The organism is Streptomyces sp. NPDC046303 (assembly GCF_055588085.1).
The window spans coordinates 54,935-72,566 of sequence record NZ_JBVJFA010000007.1 but is presented as its reverse complement, the minus strand read 5'-3'; the positions used below and the strand labels follow the sequence as shown (position 1 = coordinate 72,566).

Sequence of the window (17,632 nt, the reverse complement as noted above, 5' to 3'; positions counted from 1 at the left end):
GGCCGGTCAGGTGAGGCCGGTCAGGTGAGGCCGAGTTCGTTGTCGATGAAGGCGAACACGTCGGCGGCGGAGGCGGCTTCGAGCTGGTCGCCGATGCCCTGCTCGCCGGTCGTCGCTTCGAGGATTCCGGTCAGCCGGGCCAGCAGGCTCTGCAGGCGGGCGGTGATGCGGGTGGCCTCGATCTCCTCGGCGGCGAGGGCCGCAGCGGCCTCTTCGAGGCGGTCCAGCTGGGCGAGCACCGGCAGTTCGCCGGCGCCGCCCTCCCGGCACAGCTCGGTCCACAGGTGGGCGGCGAGCGCCCCCGGACCGGGGTGGTCGTAGACCATGCTGGTGGGCAGGGGACGGCCGGTGGCGGCGACCAGCCTCGTCCGCAGGTCGACGGCGGCCACGGAGTCGAAGCCGAGGTCGGTGAAGCCGCGGTCGGCGGGGACCTCGGCCGGGTCCTCGTAACCGAGCAGGGCGGCCACGTGCGTGCGCACCAGGTCGAGGAGGGCCGCCCGCTGGTCGGCCTCGGGCAGTCCGGCCAGTGCGCCGGCGAGGCCGGGGCCGTCCCCGCCGCCCGTTGCCGGGCCGGTGTCGAGGGCGGCGCGCGCCTCGGGCAGGGCGTCGAGCAGCGGGCGCGGGCGGGCGAGTGCGTAGGTGGGCGCGAAGCGCTCCCAGTCGAACGCGGCGACCACGGCGTGCGGGGCCCCGCCCGCCAGGATGCGGCGCAGGGCGCCCACGGCCCGGTCGGGGCGCATCGCGGGTGCCCCGATGCGCCGCATGACGGCGGCCAGTTCGGCATCGACCATGCCGCCGTCCCAGGATCCCCAGGCCACGGAGGTGGCGGCGAGGCCGCGGGCGCGGCGCTGGTGGGCCAGTCCGTCGAGGTAGGCGTTGGCGCTGCCGTAGGCGGCCTGTCCGGCGCTGCCCCACACGGCGGCGCCGGAGGAGAAGAGGACGAAGGCGTCCAGCGGGGTGTCCGCGAGGAGTTCGTCGAGGTGCCGGGCGCCGAGGACCTTGGCGGAGGCCACCTCGGCGAGGTCGGCGAGGGTCAGTTCGGCCAGGGGCGCGATGCGCTGCGGCAGTCCGGCCGCGTGGATGACGGCGGTGAGGTCGGGGAGTCCGGAGAGGAGGCGGCGTACGGCTTCGCGGTCGGCGATGTCGCAGGCCTCCACGGAGACCCGTACCCCCGACTCGCGTATCTCGTCGGCCAGTTCGCGGGCGCCGGGTGCGTGGGCGCCGCGGCGGCCGACGAGGACGACGTGGTCCGCGCCGTCGGCGGCGAGCATCCGGGCGACGTGCGCGCCGAGCCCGCCGGTGCCGCCGGTGACGAGGACCGTGCCGCGCGGCTGCCACGGCCCGGCGGGGTCGGGGTGCGCGGGGCGCACCATGCGGCGGGCGTACGTGCCTTCGGGGCGGACGGCGACCTGGTCCTCGCCGGTGGCTCCGGACAGGGTGTCGCAGACGCGCAGCGCGATCCGGCCGGCGTCGGCGTCGGCGTTGCCGGGGTCGCCGGCGTCGGTCGTGGTGTCGGCCGGGAGGTCGACGAGGCCGCCCCAGATGCCGGGGGACTCCAGGGCCAGGGCCGCGCCGAGGCCCCAGACGGCGCTCTGCGCGGGCCGGGCCGCCAGGTCCGCGTCGTCCGTGGCCACGGCCCCCCGGGTGAGGCACCAGACGGGGGCGGTGGAGTCCCGGCGGGCCAGTTCCGCGAGCAGGGCGACGGTGTCGGCGAGGCCCTGGGAGAGCGCGGGGTGGTCGGGGTGCGGGGTGTCGTCCAGCGCGAGCAGGCTCAGCACGCCGGCCGGGGCGGCCGGGGCGGCCGGGAGTGCCTGCGGCAGTACGGGGCGCTGCGGGCCGCCGGTCTCCCGGAGGACGGGTACGGCGCCGCGCGTGGTGAGCGCGTCGGCCAGCAGGGACGCGAGGGGGCGCTGGGCGGCGGTGTGGACGACGAGCCAGTCTCCGTCGAGCGGGGCGGCGGGCGCGGGGTCGGCGACGGGGACCCAGGCGACGCGGTAGCGCAGCGCGTCCACGGCGGCCGTTTCGCGCCGGCCGGCCCGCCAGGTGGTGAGCGCGGGCAGGACGGGGGCGAGGGCGGCGGGGTCGAGGCCGAGCCGCTCGGCGAGTGCCGCGGTGTCCTCGCGTTCGACGGCGTCCCAGAACTGTGTCTCGCCGGGGTCGGCGGCGTCGGCGGGTGCCTGCGCGGCGGGCTGCCGCGCCCAGTAGTTCTTGCGCTGGAAGGCGTAGGTGGGCAGGTCCACGCGGTGGGGGCGGTGGCCGCCGGACGTGAAGTAAGCGTGCCAGTCGACGTGGACGCCGCGGGTGTGGGCGAGGGCGACGGCTCCGGCCAGCTCGCGTTCCTCGCCGCGGCCGCGGCGCAGGACGGCGGTGAAGACGGGCTGGTCGGACCCCTCGCCGGCGCCGGCGTCGATGCCGGTGTCGGTGTCGGTGTCGGTGTCGGTGTCGGTGAGGCAGTCGGGGCCGAGCGGGGTGAGGGCGGCGTCGGGGCCGAGCTCCAGGAAGGTGTGGACGCCCTTGGCCGCGAGCAGCCGTACGGCGTCGCCGAAGCGGACGGTCGCGCGGACGTGGCGCACCCAGTAGTCGGCGCAGGCCAGTTCGTCGTCGCCCGCGAGTTCACCGGTGACCGTGGAGACGATCGGGGTGCGGGCGGGCGCGTAGGTGATGCTCTCGGCGACGGTACGGAACGCGTCGAGCATCGGCTCCATCAGCGGCGAGTGGAAGGCGTGCGACACGGTGAGCCGCTTGGTCTTGCGCCCCAGGGCCGCGAAGTGCGCGGCGATGGCGAGGGTGTCGGCCTCCTCGCCGGAAAGGACCACGGCGCGCGGCCCGTTGAGGGCGGCGATGCCGGTGGCCGGGGTGAGCAGCGGCTCCACCTCGTCCGCCGCGGCCTCGACCGCGACCATCGCGCCGCCCTGCGGGAGGGCCCGCATCAGCCGGCCGCGGGCGGCGACCAGGCGGGCGGCGTCGGGGAGCGTGAGGACTCCGGCGACGTGGGCGGCGGCCAGTTCGCCGATGGAGTGGCCGGCGAGGAAGTCGGGGCGGACGCCCCAGGACTCGATCAGCCGGTACAGGGCCACTTCGCAGGCGAACAGGGCGGGCTGGGCGTTGCCGGTGTCGTCGAGGAGCGCACGGTCCTCGCCCCACATGGTCGTGCGCAGCGGAGTGTCGAGGTGCGCGTCGAGGGCGGCGACCGCCTCGTCGAAGGCGCGGGCGAACGCGGGGTGCGCGGCGTGCAGTTCGCGTCCCATGCCGAGGCGCTGGGCGCCCTGGCCGGTGAACAGGACGGCGCTCAGCGCGTCGGGGCGGGCCGCGGTGGCGCCTGCGGCGGGCTCGGCGGAGAGGGCGCGCAGGGAGCGTACGAGGTCGCCGTGGCCGGCCTCGGCGTGCGCGTCGGCGACGACCACGGCGCGGTGCTCCAGGGCGGCCCGGGTGGTGGCCAGGGACCAGCCGGTGTCGACGAGCCCCTGCCCGGGCCGCGCCGCCACGTGATCGGCGAGCCGGGCGGCCTGCGCGGCCAGCGCCTCGGGGCGGCGGGCGGAGACGAGGACCGGCACAAAACGCGGAGCCGTGCCGCCTGCGGCGGGCTCAGCGGTGCCGGCGGCGGCCGGCTCGGCGGTGCCGGCGGCGGCCGGCTCGGCGGTGCCGGCGGCGGCGGGGTCGGCGGTACCTGCGGCGGGCTCAGCGGTGCTCCCGGCGGCGGGCCCGGCGGTGCCCGCAGCGGCAGGTCCGGCGGTGTTCCCGGCAGCGGCGGGCTCGGCCGTGCCCGCAGCGGCAGGCGCGGCGGTACCCGCGGCGGCAGGTCCGGCAGTGCCCGCAGCGGCAGGCTCGGCGGTACCCGCAGCGGCGGGTCCGGCAGTGCCCGCAGCCACGGGCTCGGCAGTACCCGCGGCGACGGGTCCGGCAGTGCCCGCAGCCACGGGCTCGGCAGTGCCCGCAGCGGCAGGTCCGGCGGTACCCGCAGCGGCAGGCTCGGCGGTGCCCGCAGCGGCAGGTCCGGCAGTGCCCGCAGCAGCGGGCTCGGCGGTACCCGCGGCGGCGGGGTCGGCCGTGCCCGCGGCGGCGGGGTCGGCCGTGCCCGCGGCGGCGGCCGGGTCGGCGGTGCCGATCACAGGCGCGGGCCCGGCCGTGTGTGCAGCCGGAACACCCGCGGTGGGCCCGGCGGGGACGTTCGCGGTGGGCTCGGCTTCGGCCTCCTCCACGATGACGTGGACGTTCGTGCCGCTCAGGCCGAATGAGGAGATCCCGGCGCGCTTGGCGCGGCCGCGGTCCGGCCAGGGGATCGGCTCGGTCAGGAGGCGTACGCTGCCCGCGCTCCAGTCGACGTTGTGGCTGGGCTCGTCCACGTGCAGGGTGCGCGGCAGTACGCCGGCCCGCATGGCCTGCACCATCTTGATGACTCCGCCGATCCCGGCGGCGGCTTGGGCGTGGCCGATGTTCGATTTGAACGAGCCCAGCCACAGCGGCTGGTCGGCGGGCCGCTCCCGGCCGTAGGCGGCGATGAGGGCCTGCGCCTCGATGGGGTCGCCGAGCGTGGTCCCGGTGCCGTGCGCCTCGACGGCGTCGACGTCGGCGGGGGTCAGGCGTCCGGAGGCGAGCGCCTGCTGGATGACCCGCTGCTGCGAGGGCCCGTTGGGGGCCGTCAGGCCGTTGGAGGCGCCGTCGGAGTTCATGGCCGAGCCGCGGATGACGGCGAGGACCGGGTGGCCGAGGCGGCGGGCTTCGGAGAGCCGCTCGACGAGGACCATGCCCGCGCCCTCGGACCAGGTCGTGCCGTCGGCGGCCGCGGCGAAGGACTTGCAGCGGCCGTCGGGGGCCAGGCCCCGGTCCTGGCTGAAGCCGACGAACGAGTCCGGGCTCGCCATCACGGTCACGCCTCCCGCGAGCGCCAGCGTGCACTCGCCGGTCCGTACCGACTGGACGGCGAGGTGGAGGGCGACGAGGGAGGAGGAGCAGGCGGTGTCCACGGTGACGGCGGGGCCCTCCAGGCCCAGCGCGTACGCCACCCGCCCGGAGGCGACGCTGGCCAGCCCGCCGGTTCCGCCTCCGCCCGGGTAGTCGTGGTAGACCACACCGGCGAAGACACCCGTCCGGCTGCCCTTGAGCGAGGTGGGGTCGATGCCGGCCCGCTCGATCGCCTCCCAGGACACCTCCAGCAGCAGCCGCTGCTGCGGGTCGGTGTCGCGGGCCTCGCGCGGGCTGATCTTGAAGAAGTCGGCGTCGAACGCGCCCGCGTCGTGCAGGAATCCGCCTTCGCGGCAGTACGTCTTCCCGGGCGTGCCCGGCTCCGGGTCGTAGAGGGCGTCCATGTCCCAGCCGCGGCCGTCCGGGAAGAGCGAGACGGCGTCCCGGCCGGAGTCGACCAGCTGCCACAGGTCCTCGGGGGAGGCGATGCCGCCCGGGAAGCGGCAGCCCATCGCGACGATGGCGACGGGCTCGTGCCGCTGTTCCTCGGCTTCCCGCAACTGGCGCCGGGTGCGCTGGAGTTCGGTGGTGGCGCGCTTGAGATAGTCCCGGAGCTTCTCGTCGTTGCTCATCGAACCTCAACCAATCTAGAGCTGATCGCTGGCTAGGAGATGCCGAATTCGCTGTCGAGCACGTCGAACAGCTCCTCGTCGGTGACCGTTTCGAAGTCGGGGCCGTCGGGTGCGGGCCCCAGTCCGCCGGTGCCGCCCCGGGTGTCGCGCCAGCGGCGTACGACGGCTTCCAGCCGGGCGGTGATCGCGTCCGCGCGGGCGGCGTTGACGGCGGTGTCACCGCCGGCGGCGGGGAACCCGGTGAGGAGGGCCTCGAGGCGGTCGAGTCCGGCCAGCGCGGCGGCGGCCGGGTCGCCCTCCGCGGGCTGGTCCGCCATGCGCTCGCCGAGGAAGGCGGCGGCGGCCCGGGGCGTCGGGTAGTCGAAGATGAGGGTGGCGGGCAGGTCGCAGCCGCTCGCCGCGGTGAGCCGTTTGCGCAGCTCCACGGCGGCCAGTGAGTCGAATCCCATGTCGCGGAAGGCGAGATCGGCGTCCACGTCGGTGCTGGACGGGTACCCGAGGACCGCCGCGACGTGCGTGCGCACCAGCGCCAGCAGGATCCGGGCGCTCTCCGCGGCGGCCACCCCGTCGAGCGCGGCCCGCAGCGCCCCGGCGGCCTCCCGGGACTCTTCGGCCGAGGGGACCTCGTGGGCGGCCGGGGCGGCGGGGACGGGACGGGTGGTGGAACCGGCGGCGTCGACCCAGTAGCGGGCGCGCCGGAAGGGGTAGGTGGGCAGTTCGACGACCCGGGCGCCGCTGCCGGCGCAGTACGCCGCCCAGTCCACCCGCGCCCCGTCCGCGTACAGCTGGGCCAGGGCCGTGATCAGGGTCTCCGGCTCGGGACGGTTGCGGCGCAGCCCCGGTACGAGAACCGCGTGGGCGGACTCCTCGCCTTCGAGGCTCTGGCCGGCGAGACCGGTCAGGATCCCGTCGGGGCCGATCTCCAGGAACCGGGTCGCGCCCTGCTGCTCCAGCGTGCGGACGGCGTCGGCGAAGCGGACGGCCGCGCGGACCTGGCCGACCCAGTACGCGGGTGACTGCCATGCGTCGTCCGCGCGGTCACCGGTCACCGTGGAGACCGCTGTGATGCGCGGCTCTCCGTACGTCAACCCATCGGCGGTGGCGCGGAATTCTTCCAGCATCGGATCCATGAGGGCGGAGTGGAAGGCGTGGGACACGGCGAGGCGGCTGGTCTTCCGGCCGATGGCGGTGAAGTGCTCGCCGAGTGCGAGCACGGCGGCCTCGGCGCCCGAGACGACCACGGACTCGGGCCCGTTGACGGCGGCGATGCCGACGCCTTCGGTGAGTCGTTCCAGCACCTCTTCCTCGGTCGCCTGAACGGCGAGCATGGCGCCGCCGGCGGGGAGTTCCTGCATCAGCCGGCCCCGCGCCACGACCAGCCGGGCCGCGTCCGGCAGGGACAGCACCCCGGCCGCGTGCGCGGCGGCGAGCTCGCCGATGGAGTGGCCGGCCACGAGGTCGGCTTTGACCCCCCAGGTCTCCACCAGCCGGAACAGCGCCACTTCCAGCGCGAACAGGGCGGGCTGGGTGAGCGCGGTCGCGTTCAGCTCGTCCGCGTCCTCGCCCCACACGACGTCCCGGAGCGGCCTGCCGAGATGCGGGTCGATCTCCGCGCACACCGCGTCGAAGGCCGCCGCGAACGCGGGGTAGTTGCCGTACAGCTCCCGCCCCATGCCCAGCCGCTGGGCGCCCTGTCCGGTGAACAGGAACGCCGTCCGGCCGCCGCGCCGGATCCGTCCGGTGACCACGCCGGGGTGGTCCTCGCCGGCCGCAAGGGCGGCGAGCCCGCCGGCGGGGTCGCCCACCAGCACGGCGCGGTGGGCGAAGGCGGTGCGCGATATGGCCAGGGAGAGGCCGATGTCGGCCGCATCGGCGGCGGGCTCCGCCGTGATCCGGTGCAGCAGCCGCTCCGCCTGGGCGGAGAGGGCCTGTGGCGACGTGGCCGACAGCACCCACGGGATCACGGGGAGTCCGGCCCGCACAGCCGTCTCCGGGGCGCCTTCCGGCGCCTCCTCGATGATCACGTGGGCGTTGGTGCCGCTGATCCCGAACGAGGACACCCCGGCGCGCCGCACCGCGCCGGAGGCCGCCCAGGGACGTGCTTCGGTGAGGAGCTCCACCGCTCCGGCCGACCAGTCCACCTGGTCCGACGGCTCGTCCACGTGCAGGGTGGGCGGCAGGACGCCGTGCCGCATGGCCATCACCATCTTGATGACGCCCGCGACACCCGCCGCCGCCTGGCTGTGCCCCATGTTGGATTTGATGGATCCCAGGTACAGGGGACGTCCCTCGGGGCGTTCCTGGCCGTAGGTCTCCAGGAGGGCCTGGGCCTCGATCGGGTCGCCGAGGGTGGTGCCGGTGCCGTGTGCCTCGACGGCGTCGACCTCGGCCGCGGAGAGGCCGGCGTCGGTGAGGGCCTTGCGGATCACCCGCTGCTGGGCGGGGCCGTTGGGGGCGGTCAGGCCGTTGGAGGCACCGTCCTGGTTCAGTGCGGAGCCGCGTACGACGGCCAGCACGCGGTGGCCGTGGCGCCGCGCGTCCGACAGCCGCTCCAGCAGCAGGACGCCCGCGCCCTCGGAGCAGGCGACGCCGTTCGCCGAGGAGGCGAAGGACTTCGAACGGCCGTCGGGGGCCAGCCCCTGCTGGGTGCTGAAGTAGACGAACATGTCGGGGGTGGACATCACGGTGACCCCGCCGGCCAGCGCGAGGTCGCACTCTCCCGACCGCAACGACTGGGCTGCCATGTGGAGGGCGACCAGGGAGGAGGAGCAGGCCGTGTCCACGCTGATGGCGGGGCCCTCGAGGCCGAGGGTGTAGGCGATCCGGCCGGAGACCACGCTGCCCGCGGTGGTGCTCCCGGGTTCCCGGCCGAGGGCGTAGTCGTGGTACATGACGCCCGCGAAGACGCCGGTCGCACTGCCCTTGAGGGTGGCGGGGTCGATGCCGGCGCGCTCGATCGCCTCCCAGGACACCTCCAGCAGCAGCCGCTGCTGCGGATCCATCATCAGCGCCTCGTTCGGGCTGATCCCGAAGAACACCGGGTCGAAGTCGGCCGCGTCGTAGAGGAAGCCGCCCTCCCGCGCGTACGTCCGGCCCGGCGTGCCCGGCTCCGGATCGTAGACCTCCGGATCCCAGCCCCGGTCGGCAGGGAACCCGCCGATGGCGTCCACGCCGTCGGCGACGAGCTCCCACAGCTCCTCCGGGGTGCTCACCCCGCCCGGGTAGCGGCAGCCCATCCCCACGATCACGATCGGATCGCCGTGGTGTCCGGGGCGGCGCTCGGCCTCGGCGAGACGGCGGCGGGTCTCGCGCAGGTCGGACGTGGCCCGCTTCAGATACTCGAGAAGCCGCTCCTCGTTGCTCACCGAGATCTACTCCCTCTGGTCGGACCGTCCCGTGGTGGGCTCATCTGCCCTGCCCGGTCGGCTGGTTGATCGGTGAGAACGCTACGGAGCTGCAAGAAGGGCGGCCTACCCTTAACCCACCCCTGCCGGAGCCCGGCCGAGGGAGGGGAATGCGCCCACTGCGCCCCCACGCATTCGGCCGGGGTGCGCGCGGCTGCCGTGCAGCCGTCACGCACCCCGGCCGGGGTGCCGCATCCGCCGTGGGTCGTCCGGGCGTCAGGGGGTCGCGGGGGTGCCGAGCTCGTTGTCGAGGATGTCGAACAGCTCGTCCGCGGTGACCGCGTTCAGGTCCTCGCCGCCTGCCGGGATCTCCGGCGCGGCATACCCCTGGGCGTGCATCGGTGGCGCGTCGAGCCGGCCTGCCAGCTCCCGGAGCCGCTCGGCCAGTCGCGCCCGGGTGGGCCCGGCCGGCGGGGCGTCGCCCAGGAGGAGGGATTCCAGCCGCTTGAGGTCGGCCTCCAGCCCTGTGCCGGGCCCGGCGGACCCGGCGGGTACGGCGGGTCCGCCGGGTGTCAGCCGCCGCGCGAGGTAGGAGGCGACCGCGGCGGCACTCGGGTAGTCGAAGATCAGCGTGGCGGGCAGCCGCAGTCCGCTGGCCGCGCTCAGCTGGTTGCGCAGCTCCACCGAGCCGAGCGAATCGAAGCCCAACTCGCCGAAGGCGCGGTCCGGTTCGATCGCATTACCGGACGGATGACCGAGGACGGCAGCCGCGTGCCCCCGTACGACGTCCAGGATGGTCCGGGTCCGCTCCTCCTCGTCGAGCCCGGCGATGCGTTCGGGCAGCAGGGCGGTGGCGGTGGCGGTGGCGGTCGAGGACACCGCGGTGCGCTTGCGTGCGGCGGGGGCCAACCCGCGGAGCAGGGAGGGCAATTGGTCGGTGCGGGTGCGCAGCGCGCCCGGGTCCACTCGGAGGGGGACGGTGAGCGCCGCGCCCGACGCCAGGGCGGAGTCGAACAGGGCCAGCGCCTCCGACTCCGACAGGGCGGGCGTGCCGGCGCGGCGCATGCGCTCCAGGTCGGCGTCGGCAAGATGGGCGGCCATGCCGGTGCCGACGTCCCAGAGGCCGTAGGCCATCGCGGTCGCGGGGAGCCCCTCGGCATGCCGGTGTGCGGCGAGGGCGTCCAGGAAGACGTTCGCCGCCGCGTAGTTGCCCTGTCCGGCAGCCAGGACCAGCCCACCCGCCGACGAGAACATCACGAACGCCGACAGGTCCATGCCCGCCGTCAGCTCGTGCAGATGCCACGCCGCGTCCGCCTTCGGCCGCAGCACCGCGTCCATGCGCTCCGCCGTCAGCGCACCCACCACTCCGTTGTCCGCCACACCCGCCACATGCACCACACCCGACAGCGGATCCTCCATACCCGCCAGCAGCGCGCGCAAGGCCTCCCGATCCGCCACGTCACATGCCACGACCGAAACCTGCGCGCCCAGACCGCTCAGCTCGGCCACCAGCTCACCGGCACCCGGCGCATCACCGCCCCGCCGACCCGCCAAGACCAGGCGGCGCACCCCGTGCTCGACGACCAGATGCCGGGCCACCAGAGCACCCAGGCCACCCGTACCGCCCGTCACGAGAACCGGCCCCTCACCACCCCACACCGGCCCACCGGCATCCGCAGCCAACCGCGCCAGCCGGGGCACCCACACCCCGCCGCCACGAATCGCCAACTCCGGCTCACCCAAGGCGAGTAGAGCCGCCACATCATCCACGGACCCATCCGAATCCACCAATACGAACCGGCCCGGATTCTCCGCCTGCGCCGCACGCACCAGACCCCACACCGGCGCCTGCCGCACATCGACCGCACTGCCCTCCCCCACGTCCACCGCGCCTCGCGTGACCACCGCCAGCACCGCACTCCCGCGGTCATCCGCCAGCCACTCCTGCACCATCGCCAACACCCGGTGCAGGTAGGTCCGTACGTCGGCCGGTACGTCGCCGGTCGTCGGCACCTCGGCGCAGTCGAAGACGACCGCCTCGGGCACCTCGGCCGTGTCGGGTTTCGGTGCGGGCTGCCATTCCACCTGCAGCAGCGCGTTGCCGGTGCCCGCGCCCAGCTGCTCGGCCGAGACGGGCCGGGAGAGGAGGGACTCGACCGACAGCACGGGCCGGCCGTGTTCGTCGGCGACGGTGAGCGAGAGCCCGTCCTGCTGGGCGACGGGGGTGATCCGTACCCGCAGGGCCTTGGCCCCTGCGGAGTACAGGGTGACTCCGTTCCAGGCGAAGGGGAGCAGGGTCTGACCGCCGCCTTCGCGGCCCGGTATGCCGAGCAGCCCGACGTGCATGGCCGCGTCGAGCAGTGCGGGGTGGAGCCCGAACCGGGCCGCGTCCCCGCTCGCCTGCTCGGGCAGGGACACGTCGGCGTAGAGGGTGTCGCCGAGCCTCCAGGCGGAGGCGAGCCCCTGGAACACCGGCCCGTAGTGATAGCCGGCGGCCGCGAGGTCCGGGTAGGCGTCGGAGACGGGGATCTCCTCGGCTCCCGGGGGCGGCCAGCTGGTGAGTTCCTCCGCGGGGGCCGCTGCCGCCGGGGCCAGGACCCCTTCGGCGTGGCGGGTCCACGGCAGATCCGGTGCGTCGTCGGGGCGCGAGTGAACGGCCACGGTCCGGCGCCCGGATCCGTCCGCCGGGCCGACCGCGACCTGGACGGCGATACCGCCCCGCTCGGGAAGGATGAGCGGTGCCTGGAGGGTGAGCTCTTCGAGGAGGTCGCAGCCCGCGTGGGCGCCCGCGCGGAGGGCGAGCTCCACGAATCCCGTACCGGGAAGGAGGACGCTGCCCAGGACGTCGTGGTCGGTGATCCAGGCGTGCGTGCTCGCGGACAGCCGCCCGGTGAGTACGGTCCCGGCGTCGTCGGGCAGCTCCACGGCCGAGCGCAGCACGGGGTGGTCGATTCCGACCTGCCCGGTCTCCGCCGTCCCGCCGGCGGCCGCCGGAGCCGTCATCCAGTAGCGGGTGCGCTGGAAGGCATAGGTCGGCAAGTCGACGTGCCGGGTGTTGCCCGTTCCGGCGTAGAAGGCCTGCCAGTCGACGTGTACGCCGTCCACGTGCAGCCGGGCCAGAGCCGCGACCAGCGCTTCCGCCTCGGGCCGGTTCCTGCGCAGACCCGCGACGGTCACGGCCTCCTCGACGCTCTGCGCGGCCAGCCCGGTCAGGATCCCATCGGGCCCGATCTCCAGGAACCGGCTCACACCCTGCCGCTCCAACACCTGCACCGCGTCCGCGAACCGGACCGCCTCCCGCACCTGCGCCACCCAATAGTCCGCGGACTGCCACGCCTCCGACACGTCACCCGAAACCGTGGACACGACAGGTGTGCGCGGCGCGCGGAACTCCAACTCCTCCGCCACCGCCCGGAAACCGTCCAGCATCGGATCCATCAAGGCCGAGTGGAAGGCGTGCGAGACGGAGAGGCGGCTCGTTTTACGCCCGGCCCCTGCGAAGTGCTCGCCGACGGCCACAACCGCCGCCTCGACACCCGACACCACCACCGACTCCGGACCATTGACCGCCGCGATACCCACACCGTCGGTCAGCAACGGCAGGACTTCCTCCTCCGTCGCCTGGACAGCCAGCATCGCTCCCCCGGCCGGGAGTTCCTGCATCAGCCGGCCCCGCGCCACCACCAGCCGGGCCGCATCCGCCAGCGACAGCACACCCACAGCATGCGCGGCGGCCAGCTCGCCGATCGAATGCCCGGCCACCACGTCCGGCCGCACACCCCACGCCTCCACCAGCCGGAACAACGCCACCTCGAGGGCGAACAGGGCGGGCTGGGTGAGCGCGGTCGCGTTCAGCACGTCCGCGTCCTCACCCCACACCACCTCCCGCAGCGACCGCCCCAGCAACGGGTCGACCTCCGCGCACACCGCGTCGAAAGCCTCCGCGAACACCGGGAAGGAGGCATACAACTCCCGCCCCATCCCCAGCCGTTGCGCACCCTGCCCCGTGAACAGGAAGGCGGTCGAGCCCTTGGTCGCCGCCCCGCTCAGCACGCCGGGGTGATGCTGCCCTGTGGCCAGTGCCGCGAGGGCTCCCGCGCGGTCGTCGGCCAGGACGACCGCCCGGTGTTCCATCACACCGCGTGTGGTGGCGAGGGCGCGCCCGATGTCCTCGGGGTCGTACGCGTCCACCACCCCGAGCAGCGCGCCCGCCTGGCCTGCCAGCGCCGGCGCGGACTTCGCCGACACCACCCAGGGCGCGACCGGCAGTGCGACGACCGGCTCGGCCCCGGCCTCGGCGGCGACGGCCTCCTGAGGCGCTTCTTCCACGATGACGTGTGCATTGGTCCCGCTCAGCCCGAACGAGGAGATGCCGGCCCGCCGCGGCCGGCCCTCGCCGGGCCACTCCCGGGCCTCGGTGAGGAGTTCCACCTCACCCGCCGACCAGTCGATCTGCTCCGAACGCTCCCCGGCGTGCAGGGTCGGCGGCAGCACACCGTGCCGCATCGCCATCACCATCTTGATGATCCCCGCCACACCCGCCGCCGCCTGCGTGTGCCCCATGTTCGACTTCACCGAGCCCAGCCACAGCGGCCGGCCCTCCGCACGCCCCTGCCCGTACGTGGCCAGCAGCGCCTGCGCCTCGATCGGGTCGCCCAGCCGGGTACCCGTACCGTGCGCCTCCACCACGTCGACCTCGGCCGCCGTCAGTCCGGCGTCGGCGAGGGCCTGGCGGATCACCCGCTGCTGCGCCGGACCGTTCGGAGCGGTCAGGCCGTTCGACGCGCCATCCTGGTTCAGCGCCGAACCGCGCACGACGGCCAGCACCCGGTGACCGTTGCGCCGCGCGTCCGACAGCCGCTCCAGCAGCAGCACGCCCGCACCCTCGCCCCAGCCCGTACCGTCCGCGCCCGCACCGAACGACTTGCAGCGGCCGTCCACGGACAGTCCGCGCTGCTCGCTGAAGTACACGAGCATGTCGGGGGTGGACATCACGGTCACCCCGCCGGCCAGGGCCAGGGAGCACTCCCCCGACCTCAGGGCCTGGGCCGCCATGTGCAGCGCGACCAGCGACGAGGAGCAGGCGGTGTCCACCGTCACGGCCGGGCCCTCCAGGCCCAGCGTGTAGGCGACCCGGCCGGAGACGAGACTGCCCGCCGTGCCTCCGGCGTAGTCGTGGTACATCACGCCGGCGTACACACCGGTCCGGCTGCGCTTGAGGGTGGCCGGGTCGATGCCGGCCCGCTCGATGGCCTCCCAGGAGGTCTCCAGCAGCAGCCGCTGCTGCGGGTCCATGGCCTGGGCCTCGCGCGGGCTGATCCCGAAGAACGCCGGATCGAACGCGGCCGCGTCGTAGAGGAACCCGCCGTCCCGCGCGTACGACTTGCCCGGCACTCCGGGCTCCGGGTCGTACACGCCCGGGTCCCAGCCCCGGTCGTCGGGCAGGGGGGCGATGGCGTCCACGCCGTCGGCCACCAGCCGCCACAGGCCGTCGGGCGTGGTCACTCCGCCGGGGTAGCGGCAGGCCATGCCGACGATCACGACCGGATCGTCGTCCGCTGTCCGGGCGGCGGTTTCCGTCCGCGGCGCGGCGGCGGCGGTGTCCGGGGTGCCGTCGAGGAGTTCCTGCACGTACGCGGCGACCGCTTCGGCCGTCGGGTAGTCGAAGATCAGTGTGGCCGGGAGCCGCAGTCCGGTCGCCCCGTCGAGCCGGTTGCGCAGTTCGACGGCGGTCAGCGAGTCGAAGCCCAACTCGTCGAAGGCGCGCCCGGGTTCGATGGCGTCGCCCGACGGGTGGCCGAGGACGGCGGCCACCGCCGCACGGACCAGGTCGAGCACGGCGGCGGCCCGGTCGGCTCCGGTCAGTCCGGCGAGACGGCCGCGCAGGGCCGCTGAGCCGGGGCCGGAGCCGGGGCCGGAGCCGGGGCCGGTTCGGGTGGTGCGGCGGCCGGGGCCGCGGACGAGGCCGAGCAGCAGGGCGGGGGTCTCGTCGGCGTGGGCGCGGAGGACCCCCAGGTCCAGGCGCACCGGCACGGTGGCCGCGAGGCCCGAGTGCAGCGCGGCGTCGAAGAGGGCGAGGCCGCGGTCGGCGGGAAGGGCGGGGGTGCCGGACCGCCGCATCCGTTCGAGTTCGGCGGCGCCGAGGCCCGTCCCCATGCCGCCTTCGGTGTCCCACAGGCCGAAGGCCATGGAGGTGGCCGCCAGCCCGGTGGACCGGCGATCGGCGGCGAGGGCGTCGAGAAAGGCGTTGGCGGCGGCGTAGTTGGCCTGGCCGGTCGAGCCGAGGGTTCCGGCGAGGGAGGAGAAGAGGACGAACGCGGTGAGGCCGAGGCCTTCCGTCAGTTCGTGCAGGTGCCAGGCCGCGTCCGCCTTGGGTGCCAGCACGCCGCTGACCCGCTCCGGGGTCAGCGAGGTGATCACGGCGTCGTCGAGGACGCCGGCCGCGTGGACGACCCCGCGCAGCGGGTGCGCGGGGTCCACTGCGGACAAGAGGGCCGCGAGGGCGTCGCGGTCGGACACGTCGCACGCGGAGACGGCGACCTGTGCACCCAGTCCCTCCAGTTCGGCGACCAGTGCGGCCGCGCCGGGCGCGTCCGCGCCCCGCCGGCCGGCCAGCAGCAGGTGGCGCACCCCGTGCACGGCCACCAGGTGCCGCGCCACCAGCGCGCCCAGGCCTCCGGTGCCGCCGGTGATCAGGACCGTGCCGGCCGCGTCCCACACGGGCTCCGGATCGGTGGCGGCGGACGCGGCCCGGACCAGCCGGGGGACCAGTACCTTGCCCTCGCGTACGGCCAGCTCCGGTTCGCCCTGGGCCCGTACGAGGCCCGGTTCTGCGGAGCCGTCGGTGTCGAGGAGGACGAACCGGCCCGGGTTCTCCGCCTGGGCCGCGCGGATCAGACCGCGTACCGGCGCCTGGCACACGTCCACCGGATCGCCGTCACCGACCGCCACCGCGCCGCGGGTGACCACGACGAGCACGGCACGGGCGAACCGCTGGTCCGCCAGCCACGCCTGCACCACGGCCAGGACCCGGTGGGTCAGGGCGTGGGCGGCGGCGGGCACCTCCTCCTCGTCCGGCGCCACGCACTCGAAGACGACCGTGCCGTCCACCGGCCCTTCGGCCGGGAGGTCCTCCCACCGTGCCCACTCCCCCTCGCCCGGCCCGCCGGAGCCGGAGCCGGAGCCGGAGCCGGATTCTGGTCCGGCCGGCTGCCATGCGACGCGGTAGAGCGGGTCCGCGTTGTCCCGGCCGCCCGGGCGGGCCTCGTCCACCGCACGGCCCACGACCCCTCCGACCACGGCGACCGGCGCACCGTCGGCGTCCGCCATGTCCAGGGACAGGCTCTGCGGGGTGGGCCGGGAGATCCGTACGCGGGCGGCCGCCGTGCCGGCCGAGAAGAGCCGTACGTCCTTCCATACGAACGGCAGCACCGTGGCGCCGTCGTCATCGGCGCCGTCCACCAGCGCCGCGTGCATCGAGGCGTCCAGCAGCGCCGGGTGCAGCCCGTACGCACCGGCCTCCACGTCCTGCGGCAGGCAGACCTCGGCGTAGAGGTCTCCATCGAGCCGCCAGGCGGCCGTCAGCCCCTGGAACACCGGCCCGTAGACGAGACCGCGCTCGCTCAGGGCCTCGTACGCGCCGTCGAGGGGGACCGGCACCGCGCCGGGCGGCGGCCACGCGGTCAGATCGAACGCGGGCGCGTCCGCGCCTTCGGACAGCAGCCCTTCCGCGTGCAGCGTCCACTCGGGGTCGGGGTGGGTTTCGTCCCGGGAGTACACGCCGACCGGGCGCCGACCGGACGCGTCGGCGGCGCCCACGACGACCTGCACCGCGACGGCGCCGTCCTCGGGAAGTACGAGGGGTGCGTGGAGGGCGAGCTCTTCCAGTACGCCGCAGCCCGCGTGGTCGCCCGCGCGGAGGGCCAGTTCGACGAAGCCCGCGCCGGGGAAGAGGATCGCGTCCCGCACCACGTGGTCGGCCAGCCACGGCTGCGCTCCGACGGCGAGCCGCCCGGTGAGGACGGCGCCACCCGAGTCGGCCAGGGTCACCACCGCGCCGAGCAGCGGGTGCGCGTGGCCCGCTGCCGCCTGCACCGCGTCGATCCAGTAGCGGGTGTGCTGGAAGGGGTAGGTGGGAAGGTCGACCCGGCGTGCTCCGGTGCCCGCGTAGAAGGCCTGCCAGTCGACGTGTACGCCGTCCACGTGCAGCTGGGCCAGAGCCGTGACCAGCGCTTCCGCCTCGGGCCGGTTCCTGCGCAGACCCGCGACGGTCACGGCCTCCTCGACGCTCTGCGCGGCCAGCCCGGTCAGGATCCCATCGGGCCCGATCTCCAGGAACCGGCTCACACCCTGCCGCTCCAACACCTGCACCGCGTCCGCGAACCGGACCGCCTCCCGCACCTGCGCCACCCAGTAGTCCGCGGACTGCCACGCCTCCGACACGTCACCCGAAACCGTGGACACGACGGGTGTGCGCGGCGCGCGGAACTCCAACTCCTCCGCCACCGCACGGAAACCGTCCAGCATCGGATCCATCAAGGCCGAGTGGAAGGCGTGCGACACCGCGAGCCGGCTCGTTTTGCGTCCGGCGGCCGTGAACTGCTCACCGAGTGCGAGCACCGCGGCCTCGACACCCGACACGACCACCGACTCCGGACCGTTGACCGCCGCAATACCCACACCGTCGGTCAGCAACGGCAGGACTTCCTCCTCCGTCGCCTGGACAGCCAGCATCGCTCCCCCGGCCGGGAGTTC

At 75.1% G+C, this 17,632-nt stretch carries 3 protein-coding genes (1 of these 3 only partly in view); all 3 read right to left on the bottom strand.

The window, feature by feature from the left end; translation table 11 throughout:
- Positions 1-20: 20 nt before the first annotated feature.
- Complete coding sequence (locus tag ACZ6I1_RS09645) at positions 21-5,534, bottom strand: SDR family NAD(P)-dependent oxidoreductase (RefSeq protein ID WP_469285041.1); 5,514 nt, start codon at positions 5,532-5,534, stop codon at positions 21-23.
- Between the two features lie 32 nt (positions 5,535-5,566).
- Entirely contained in the window at positions 5,567-8,899 is a 3,333-nt protein-coding gene (locus ACZ6I1_RS09640) for a type I polyketide synthase (protein WP_469285039.1), read from the bottom strand.
- A 255-nt stretch (positions 8,900-9,154) separates the two neighbouring features.
- Positions 9,155-17,632 carry the 3' portion of an SDR family NAD(P)-dependent oxidoreductase gene (locus tag ACZ6I1_RS09635; RefSeq protein ID WP_469285300.1) on the bottom strand. 2,055 nt of this gene lie beyond the right edge of the window, so the window shows 8,478 of its 10,533 coding nt (coding positions 2,056-10,533); its start codon lies off the right edge, out of view — the gene reads right to left on this strand; its stop codon occupies positions 9,155-9,157.

What these genes read in the sequence shown, in the direction of transcription:
- ACZ6I1_RS09645 (WP_469285041.1), bottom strand. Translation starts at nt 5,534, where the DNA reads ATGAGCAACGACGAGAAGCTCCGGGACTATCTCAAGCGCGCCACCACC.